The sequence below is a fragment of the Amycolatopsis pittospori genome, assembly GCF_013870525.1.
In the GTDB taxonomy this organism is placed as follows: domain Bacteria; phylum Actinomycetota; class Actinomycetes; order Mycobacteriales; family Pseudonocardiaceae; genus Amycolatopsis; species Amycolatopsis pittospori.
The window spans coordinates 1-8,802 of the sequence record NZ_JACBXD010000157.1 but is presented as its reverse complement, the minus strand read 5'-3'; the positions used below and the strand labels follow the sequence as shown (position 1 = coordinate 8,802).

Annotated in this window: 9 protein-coding genes; 6 read left to right on the top strand and 3 right to left on the bottom strand. The window is 70.0% G+C overall.

Translation table 11 applies throughout. The features are described 5' to 3' along the window. From H5J31_RS38835 to H5J31_RS38825, 3 genes are all read left to right on the top strand, one after another. Positions 1-766, top strand: a 766-nt coding sequence (locus H5J31_RS38835; RefSeq protein WP_181777646.1) for an EamA family transporter, incomplete at its 5' end; no start/stop codon positions are given. Between the two features lie 12 nt (positions 767-778). Further along, a complete protein-coding gene (locus H5J31_RS38830) occupies positions 779-1,354 on the top strand; it encodes an NADPH-dependent FMN reductase (RefSeq protein WP_181777645.1) in 576 nt (191 codons plus the stop codon). Between the two features lie 137 nt (positions 1,355-1,491). Further along, the gene (locus H5J31_RS38825) at positions 1,492-2,256 is read left to right on the top strand and encodes a PE-PGRS family protein (protein WP_181777644.1); all 765 of its coding nucleotides are present in this window, start codon (positions 1,492-1,494) and stop codon (positions 2,254-2,256) included. Positions 2,257-2,275: 19 nt separating this feature from the next. Here H5J31_RS38825 and H5J31_RS38820 read toward each other — a convergent pair whose 3' ends face one another. Then, positions 2,276-2,983, bottom strand: a complete 708-nt coding sequence (locus H5J31_RS38820) for an alpha/beta fold hydrolase (RefSeq protein WP_328701730.1) — start codon at positions 2,981-2,983, stop codon at positions 2,276-2,278. A gap of 66 nt (positions 2,984-3,049) precedes the next feature. On the opposite strand from H5J31_RS38820, the gene H5J31_RS38815 reads away from it, so the two are divergent. After that, a complete protein-coding gene (locus H5J31_RS38815; protein WP_181777643.1) occupies positions 3,050-3,643 on the top strand; it encodes a TetR family transcriptional regulator in 594 nt (197 codons plus the stop codon). Here H5J31_RS38815 and H5J31_RS38810 read toward each other — a convergent pair. Continuing rightward, the gene (locus tag H5J31_RS38810) at positions 3,640-4,857 is read right to left on the bottom strand and encodes a cytochrome P450 (protein ID WP_181777642.1); all 1,218 of its coding nucleotides are present in this window, start codon (positions 4,855-4,857) and stop codon (positions 3,640-3,642) included. The genes H5J31_RS38815 and H5J31_RS38810 overlap by 4 nt on opposite strands. Positions 4,858-5,013: 156 nt before the next feature. On the opposite strand from H5J31_RS38810, the gene H5J31_RS38805 reads away from it, so the two are divergent. Together H5J31_RS38805 and H5J31_RS38800 are read left to right on the top strand one after the other, a co-directional pair. Beyond that, a complete protein-coding gene (locus tag H5J31_RS38805; protein ID WP_181777641.1) occupies positions 5,014-5,946 on the top strand; it encodes an ATP-binding cassette domain-containing protein in 933 nt (310 codons plus the stop codon). Then, positions 5,946-6,695 carry an ABC transporter permease gene (locus H5J31_RS38800; protein ID WP_181777640.1) on the top strand — a complete coding sequence of 250 codons (750 nt, stop codon included), beginning with the start codon at positions 5,946-5,948 and terminating at the stop codon, positions 6,693-6,695. The genes H5J31_RS38805 and H5J31_RS38800 overlap by 1 nt, the downstream gene beginning before the upstream one ends. Here H5J31_RS38800 and H5J31_RS38795 read toward each other — a convergent pair. Beyond that, positions 6,679-8,802: ATP-binding protein (locus tag H5J31_RS38795; protein ID WP_181777639.1), on the bottom strand; the 2,124-nt coding region annotated here is incomplete at its 5' end. The two genes, H5J31_RS38800 and H5J31_RS38795, sit on opposite strands and share 17 nt — an antisense overlap.

The following is an 8,802-nucleotide window of genomic DNA, read 5'->3' as shown; positions in this document are numbered from 1 at the left end:
GGACCGGCCGCTGCTCGCCGCCGTCCTGCGGGCTCTTCCGGCCGGTCTGGTCCTGCTGGCCCTGACCCGGCGGCTGCCCCACGGCTCATGGTGGTGGAAGACGGCGGTGCTCGCGATGCTGAACTTCGGTGCCTTCCTGCCGCTCATCTTCCTCGCCGCGTACCGGCTCCCCGGCGGCGTCGCCGCGACCCTCGGTGCCCTGCAACCGCTGCTGGTGGCCTTGCTCGCGCTCCCGGTCCTCCGCGTCCGGACACCGGCGCCGATCCTGTTCGCCTCGATCGCCGGCGCCGGGGGTGTCGCCCTGCTGACGTTGACTTCGGAAGCCCGCCTCGATCCACTCGGGCTGGCCGCCATGTTCGGGGCCGTCGGGTTGATGGCCGTCGCCCTGGTCCTCGCCAAGAAATGGGGCCGCCCCGAACATCCGCTGGCGATGACCGGCTGGCAGCTGACCCTGGGCGGACTCGTGCTGGCCCCGGCGACACTGCTGTTCGAAGGCCTTCCCGGCACGCTGACGACCTCGAACCTGCTCGGCTACGGCTACATCGGCATCGTCGCCACCGCGCTGGCCTACCCGCTGTGGTTCCGCGGCATCGACCGCCTCGCCCCGGCCTCGGTCTCCCTGCTCACACTGACCACCCCGCTGGTCGCCACGCTCGCCGGTTTCCTGGTGCTCGGGCAGACCCTCACCGGTTGGCAAGTGACCGGATTCGCACTGGCCCTCGGCGCGCTGGCGTTGAGCCAGACCCTCGACCGCGCCAAGAACTGAAGGAGAAGAGCCATGACCGAACTCAAGATCCTCGCCCTGTCCGGCAGCCTGCGCGCGGGCTCGTACAACACCGCCCTGTTGCGGGCGGCCCGGCGGATCGGCCCCGGGGGTATGACCATCGAGCTGTACTCCGGACTCGGCGAGCTTCCGTTGTACAGCCAGGATCTCGACACCGGCACCCCGCCGGAGGCGGTGACCGCTCTCCGCCGTCACATCGCCGAGGCGGACGGTCTGCTGATCGCGACGCCCGAGCACAACTCGTCCGTGCCCGCCGCGTTGAAGAACGCGATCGACTGGGCGAGCACCGGTTCGTCGCCGCTGTCCGGGAAGCCGATCGCGATGGCCGGCGCTTCACCGGGTGCCTTCGGTTCGATCCGGGCGCAGCAGGCGCTCCGGCAGATTCTCGCCGCGATCGGTTCCGACGTCGTGGTCAAACCCGAAGTGACCGTGTTCCGCAGCCACGAACGTTTCGACGACGACGGAAAGCTCACCGACGATTTCACCGCGTCGCTGCTCTCCGATCTGCTCGCCTCACTCGACAGGACCATTCGATCGAAGCGCCGAATCCCGCCTCTCACACGAACGTAGAAGCGCATTGCTCTTCGCTGGTACGAAAAGACGGACCGGGCGACACAGCGGAGTTTTTTCTTGACCGATCGTGCACTATCAGCGCGTGTTCCGCTCCTCCCAAACTGGATGTCCATCAGCCGATCCAGGAGGAAACGATGACGGACACGACGGCCACCGGTGAACTCGCGCAGACCTTCGAAGACGTCGAAGGCGAACCGGGAATCCACGTTCCGACGGACGCGAAATGGGGCAGGTTCGTGGTGCGCGGTGGCCAGGGAGGGCACGGGAACGCGGATTCCGGCGGCCCCGGTCACGGCGCCGAAGTAGAAGCGACACTGCCGGTCAAAGGCGGGGAAACACTCAAGGTCGTGGTCGGTAAACAGGCGGGCAGATCCGGCGGTTCCGGATTCACCACCGGCGGGAAGGGCGGCTCCGGTGAGACCGATTCCGGCCGCAACGGCGGGGGAGGCGGCGGATCGAGCGCGGTCTGCCGCGGCGACGTCCCCCTGATCGTCGCCGGTGGGGGCGGCGGCGCCGGTGGCGGATCGCTGGTGGCCGGCGGAGGTGACGGCGGCGCGGGTGCCGACAAACCCGGCAACGGCGAGAAAGGCGGCCGCGGGACGTTCGGAGTCGGCGGCGACGGAGGTGGTGGCGGCTCCGCGAAGACGACGAAGGGGGCCGGCGGGCAAGACGCGCCCGGGGCTTCGACGGCCGGTGGCGGCGGAGGCGGCGGTGCGGGATACGCGGTGAAGGGCGGTGGCGGGGGAGGCGGCGGTCGATCCGGCACCAACGACAGCGCCGGGGGCGGTGGCGGCGCCGGTGCTTCCTATGTCGTGAACGGAGCCGTCGACGTGTCGATCCACAAGACCGGTGCGAAGGGCGGCGGGCAGGTCAAGCTGCTCGGCTGGCTCAAGAACTGACACCGGCGAACCCGGACGGTCACCGGTGGCCGTCCGGGTTCGCGAGCCAGTGGCAGGCGTACTCCGCCACGACGTCCGCGAGTACCTCGGGCGCGTCACGGGCCACGAGGTGCCCGGCGGTCGGTATGCGCACGAGGGTGACGCGGTGATGGGCCGCGTGCAGCCGTCGTACGTCGGTGTCGTCGAGCGGAGATCCCTTTCCGGCGCGGACGAGCAGGATCGGGACGTCCAGCGCACCGGCCGTCGCGAGCAGGGCGGGGCCCGAGCCGAGGATGTCGTCCACGAGGGAGGTGTAGCGGTCGCCGAGGCCGCGGAAGTCGAGCCAGGACCGGGCCCGCGCCGGATCGGGATCCGGGACGACGTCGACGAGCACGAGACCGGCGACGCGACGGGCGAGCGCCGGTTCCGCGAGGGCGGAGATGGCGGCCAGCCCGCCGACGGAGGCGCCCACCACGACGATCGGCTCCGGTTCCCGGCGCACCATCGCGCCCACGTCTTCGGCGAGCGCCCGCAATGTGGTCGCCCGGCCGGTGCTTTCCCCGTGGCCGCGCAGATCGAAGGCCGTCGTCCGCAGTCCGTGCCCGGCCATCCGTGCGGCGACCGGAGCCCAGACACCGCGCCGCTCCCCGCCGGCGTGGAGCAGCAGGACCGCCGGACCCGTGCCGGTCACCGTGCCGCACAAGGTGACCTCGCCCAGGACGAGCTTCACGTCGGTCAAGGCGATCACCCCCTCTCTACCTTGGCCTGTCAAGGTAGAGCAGATACCTTGGCGAATCAAGGTAGAGTGTCGGCCGTGACCGCATCACGAGCGCGAAGGTCTCCGGAAGAGGCCCGCAGGCTGATCCTCGACGCCGCGGCCGCCCTGCTCGCCGAGTCGGGGGTCGCCGCCGTCCAGGTGCGCGCGGTGGCGGCGCGGGTCGGCATGACCGACGCCGGCGTCACGCACCACTTCGGCAATCGCGACAAGCTGCTCGGAGAACTGCTCCGGCATGGTGGGCGAGGGCTGCGAGACGCCCTCAAGGACGTCCTCGCGGCGTGGCTGGACCACGGCGCGGACCTCTTCGAACTCGTCGAATCCCTTCATGCGCTGTACGAACGCGGCTACGGCGAACTGGCGGTGGCGCTGCACGCGGCCGGATGGCGCGATCCGGGCAGCGGCATGCTCGACCCGGTCGTCGACGCCCTCCACCGCCTCCGCCCGCCCGGCAGCGACCTCGACGACACCCGGCACGCCGTCGCCGCACTGCATCAGGCGATGGTGATGGAAGCCCTGTACGGCAACGCTTTCCGACGCAGCGCCGGACTCACCGGCGCCGCGTCGAAGGGCTCGGCCGCGCATGTGCGCTGGTGGGCGCACCAGCTCCGGCTGGGCCTCGGGATCGGCTAGGCGGTCCAGGTGACCGGCAGCTCATGGACGCCGTAGATGTTCATGTCGGTCTTGAGTTTCACCTCATCGGCGGGGATGGCGAGCGCGAGATCCGGGAAACGCCGCAGCAGCGCCTCGAACCCGGCCCGCATCTCGATACGGGCCAGTTGCTGGCCGAGGCACTGGTGGACGCCGTGGCCGAAGGACAGCAGACCGCGCGCGTTGCGGCGGATGTCCAGGGTGCCGGCGTCTTCGAAGCGGCGCGGATCGTGGTTGGCGGCCAGCAGCGAGACGACGACGGTCGCGCCCTGGGGGATCGTTTCCCCGCCGAGTTCGAGGTCTTCGGTGGCGTAGCGGAGGAAGATGTCGGCGACGGACAGGTACCGCAGGAGTTCCTCGACCGCGCCGGGGAGCAGTTCCGCGTCGGCACGCAGCGCAGCGAGCTGATCGGGGTGCTCCAGGAGCGCGAAAGTGCCCAGCGCCAGCATGTTCGCGGTGGTTTCGTGCCCGGCGAGCAGCAGCAGGAACGCGGCGCCCGCCAGCTCCTCGACGGTGAGGTCGTCATGGCGGGCGAGGTCGGAAAGGATGTCCTCACCGGGCTCGGCGCGTTTGCGGGTGACGAGTTCGGTGAGATAGGTGTTCAGCCCGATGTAGGCGCCCATCTTCTCTTCGAGCGACTGGTCCCGGACCATGAACTGCGCGGAGTGCGCCTGGAAGCCGTCCCGGTCCTCGTAAGGGACGCCGAGCAGTTCGCAGATCACCAGGGAGGGCACCGGCAGCGCGAACGCCTTGACCAGATCGATCGGTGGCGTCAGCCGCGCCATCTCGTCCAGCTGCCGTTCGGTGATCTCGACGATGTGCTCTTCGAGCTGCTTCATCCGCTTCACGGTGAAGGCGCCGGTGAGCCGCTTCCGCAGCCTGCCGTGGTCCGGCGGGTCCATGGCGATGAACATCCCCGGCATCGGCGGGGACGGCTCGGTCGGGGCGGGCATGCCGGGAGTCTCGTACGGCACGTGGACGATGCCGAGGTCCAGACGGGAGCTGAACCGGGTGTCGGCCATCATCTGCCGGACCTCTTCGTAGCCGGTGACGAGCCAGCCTTCGTGTCCGTCGGGGAAGACCAGCGGACTCACCGGGCGGGTATCGCGCAGCTCAGTGATCCGGCTGGGCGGGGAGAAGGGGCCCGCGTCGCGGTCCATCGGGAGGCCCTGCGGGACGGGAACCGTCTGCGTCATCGGTCTTCCTTTCGTGGTGGTCGATGCGCCCACCCTCGCCGAGGCGGCTGACACACACCTGACACGGCACTGACACCAACGACGGCGAACCCGTGTCAGTGGCCGTGTCAGCGGCGTGGCGGGGCCGTGTCAGGACCGCCGCCCAAAGTGGCTCCCATGACAGAAACAGCGATCGCGGTCTCCGGACTGCGCAAGACTTTCGGGGACAAGGTCGTGCTCGACGGCATCGACCTGGAGGTCCCCGCGGGCACCATCTTCTCGCTGCTCGGCCCGAACGGGGCGGGTAAGACGACCACGGTGAACCTGCTGACCACGTTGATGAAGGCCGACGGCGGGACGGCCCGGGTCGCCGGGCACGACATCGTGTCCGGGGCCAAGGCGGTGCGGGCGGCGATCGGGGTCACCGGCCAGTTCGCGGCGGTGGACGAACTGCTGACCGGGCAGGAGAACCTGCAGCTGATGGTGGACCTGAGCGCCGGCGTCAAGGACGGCAAACGGGTCGTCGCCGATCTGCTGGAACGCTTCGACCTGGTGGAGGCGGCGAAGAAGCCGGCGTCGACCTACTCGGGCGGTATGCGCCGGAAACTCGACCTCGCGATGACGCTCGTCGGAAGCCCGCGGATCATCTTCCTCGACGAGCCGACGACGGGACTGGACCCGCGCAGCCGCCGCACGATGTGGTCGATCATCCGCGACCTGGTCGCCGACGGCGTCACCATCTTCCTCACCACCCAGTACCTCGAAGAAGCCGACCAGCTCGCCGACCGGGTCGCGGTACTCGACCAGGGCCGTCTGGTCGCCCAGGGCACTCCCGACGAGCTCAAGCGCCAGATCCCCGGGACACATGTCCGGCTCCGCTTCACCACCCCCGCCGAACTCGACGCGGCCGCGCGGCTCTTCACCGATTCCACCCGGGACGACGAGGCGCTGGTCCTCCGGGTCCCCAGCGACGCGGGAACGAAATCCCTGCGAGACCTCCTCGACCTGCTCGACGAGAACGCTGTCGCCGCCGAAGAGTTCTCCGTCCACACCCCTGATCTCGACGACGTTTTCCTCGCCCTGACGGGCCACAGCACGGAGGCCAAGTGATGAGTGCCAAATCCCCCTCGATCGTCATGCTTCGCCGCAACTTCAAGCACATCGCGCGGAATCCGACCTCGGTCTTCAACGCGGTCCTGATGCCGGTCGTGATGATGTTGATGTTCGTGTACGTGTTCGGAGACGCCTTCAGCGTCGGCGTCGATTATGTCGACTACGCGACGCCGGGTCTCATGCTGCTCGCCGTCTGCTACGGGCTGGGGGCCACCGCCACGGCGGTGAACTCCGACATGACCAAGGGCATCATCAACCGGTTCAAGGTCATGGACGTCTCGCGAGGAGCGGTGCTGACCGGCCACGTCGTCGCCAGCGTGCTGACCAACCTCGTCGCCATCGCCGCCCTCGTCGGAGTGGCCTTCCTGCTGGGCTTCACCCCGTCGGCGGGCCTGCTCGAATGGCTCGGCGTGCTCGGCGTGGTCGTGCTGCTCGGTTTCGCGGCGTCCTGGCTCACCATCGCGCTGGGTCTGGCGGCGAAGTCCCCGGAGACCGCGGGGATGGCCTCCGTGCCGCTGGTCATGCTGCCGTTCTTCAGCAGCGCGATCGTCCCGGCCGAGAAGATGGGACCGGGACTCCGGGAATTCGCGGAGTACCAGCCCTTCACGCCGATCATCGAGACCCTGCGCGGGCTTCTCAACGGCACGCCGGCCGCCGGCGACGTCATCCCCGCGCTCGGCTGGTCGGCCGGGATCGCGCTCGTCGGGTACCTGTGGGCGTCCTCGACGTTCAAGAAGCGAGCGTGACCTCCGCCAGCTTCTGCCAGCCGGCCTGGGCACCCTCCCGCGCCGCCTCCGCGAACTTCGTTTCGCCGAGGCGGCGCAGCGCCGTTTCCTCGATCCTGGCCCCGTCCGGATGCGCGCGATTCGGCAGCCCGCGCAGTTCGTCGGCCGCTCCGAGCAGCCGCGCGGCCTGCTCGGGCTCGTCGCGGCGCAGGGCCAGATCCGCGACCCCGACGAGGACGTGGGCGAGGAGGGGCACGTGCCGCAACTCGGCCGCCGCCTCGAAGGCCGACGCGCGGTGCCGCCGGGCCTCCTCGAGATCGTCGGCGAGATAACCCCGCAGGTCGTGGGTGATGGCGCGGACGTGTCCCAACCGCGCTTCGTCGCCCATCACCGTCGTCGCGACGGCGAGTTGCCGCGCCGCCTCCTCGGCTTCGCCGCGCCAATGCGCGAGTTCCGCCCGCGAAAGGGCCAGCATGCCCAGCGCACCCGGCCACGTGACACCTTCGGCGCGCCGAAGCGCTTCGGCCGTGGCGGCCGCGCTCGCCTCCTCGTCGCCCAGCAGCCAGTACAGCTGGGCCTGACGCGACCGCAGCCGGATGAGGTCCTCGACGGCCCCGACCTCGGTCACGACCGTGACCGCCTGCTCGTAGTACTCGCACGCGGTGGCGAATTCGCCGCGGGTGGCGATCCGGTCCGCCAGCTCGGTCAGGGCGAACGAGATCCCGAACCGTTCGCCGATGACCCGGAACTCGGCGAGTGCCCGCTCGAGATACGCCTCCGCCTCGTCCCCGGGGCGGCCGAGTGAGATCCGCATCTTGCCCAGGTGCAGCCGGGCCAGCGCGCGGACCCAGTCGTTCTCGTTCTCCAGCGTGGGTTCCCACGCGGACAGCGGGTCGGCCCCCTCCAGCATGCGGACCAGCGGGACGACGAGTCCCAGCAGCGGATGGTTCGCCGCACCTTCCTGACCGAGCCGGTATGCCTCGTGGATCCACTTCGCCGCGGTGTTCTCGTCGGCGAAGCCGGAGCTCACGAACAGCGAGACGAGCCCGTACACCATGGCCCCGACTTCGCCGGGCACCTCGCCGGGCATTTCGACGGCCGCGCTGACCAGCTCCATGCCTTCCGCCCGGTGCCCACTGAGCCACCAGTACCAGCCCGCGGCCGCCGCGAGCCGCATCGCCGCGTGCGTCTCGCCCGCCGCGAGGGCGCCACGCATCGCGAAAGTGATGTTGTCGTGCTCGGAATTGAGTGTGGCGAGCCATTCCAGCTGTTCGGCTCGGCGCAGCAGCGGCTCCGCGGTCTCGGCGAGTTCGGTGAAGTAGGTGAGATGCGCCTGGCGCGCCAGCTCCGTTTCGCCCGCTTCGTCGAGCCGCTGAGAGGCGTACTCTTTGATGGTGCCGAGCATCCGGTAGCGCGGCGCGCCGTCGCCCGAGGCGACCAGCAGCGACTTCTCGGTCAGCGTGGTGAGGAGTTCGAGCACCTCGTACTCCTCGACCACGTCCCCCGAGCAGACCTTTTCGGCCGCTTCCATGCTCGCCCCACCGGAGAACACCGAGAGCCTGCACAGGACCACACGTTCGGCGTCGGAAAGCAGTTCCCAGCTCCAGTCGACCATCGCGCGCAGCGTCCGGTGCCGGGGCAGCGCGGTACGGCTGCCGCCCGTCAGCAGACGGAAACGGTCGTCGAGGCGGTTGGCGAGCTGGTCGATGGACATCGTGCGCAGCCGCGCCGCGGCCAGTTCGATCGCCAGCGGCATCCCGTCCAGCACCTGGCAGACACGCAGCATCGTCGCCAAGGTGGCGTCGTCGACCGTGAAGTCCTTGCGCACCGCGCTCGCCCTGTCCCGCAGCAACCGGATCGCGGGGGAGGCCTCGATCTCGCCGGGGCCGGCGTCCTTGTCCGGCAAGGCCAGCGGCACGACCGGCCAGAGCGCCTCGCCGGTGATGCCGAGCGGTTCCCTGCTCGTCGCGAGGATCCGCAGCCGCCGGCATTCCCCGAGCACCCGATGGGCGAACGCCGCCGCCGACTCGATCACGTGCTCGCAGTTGTCCAGGATCAGCAGGACCTCACGGTCGCGGACGGCGGCGATGATCCGGTCCGTCGGCTCGGCGCTCGGCGCGTCGGCGAG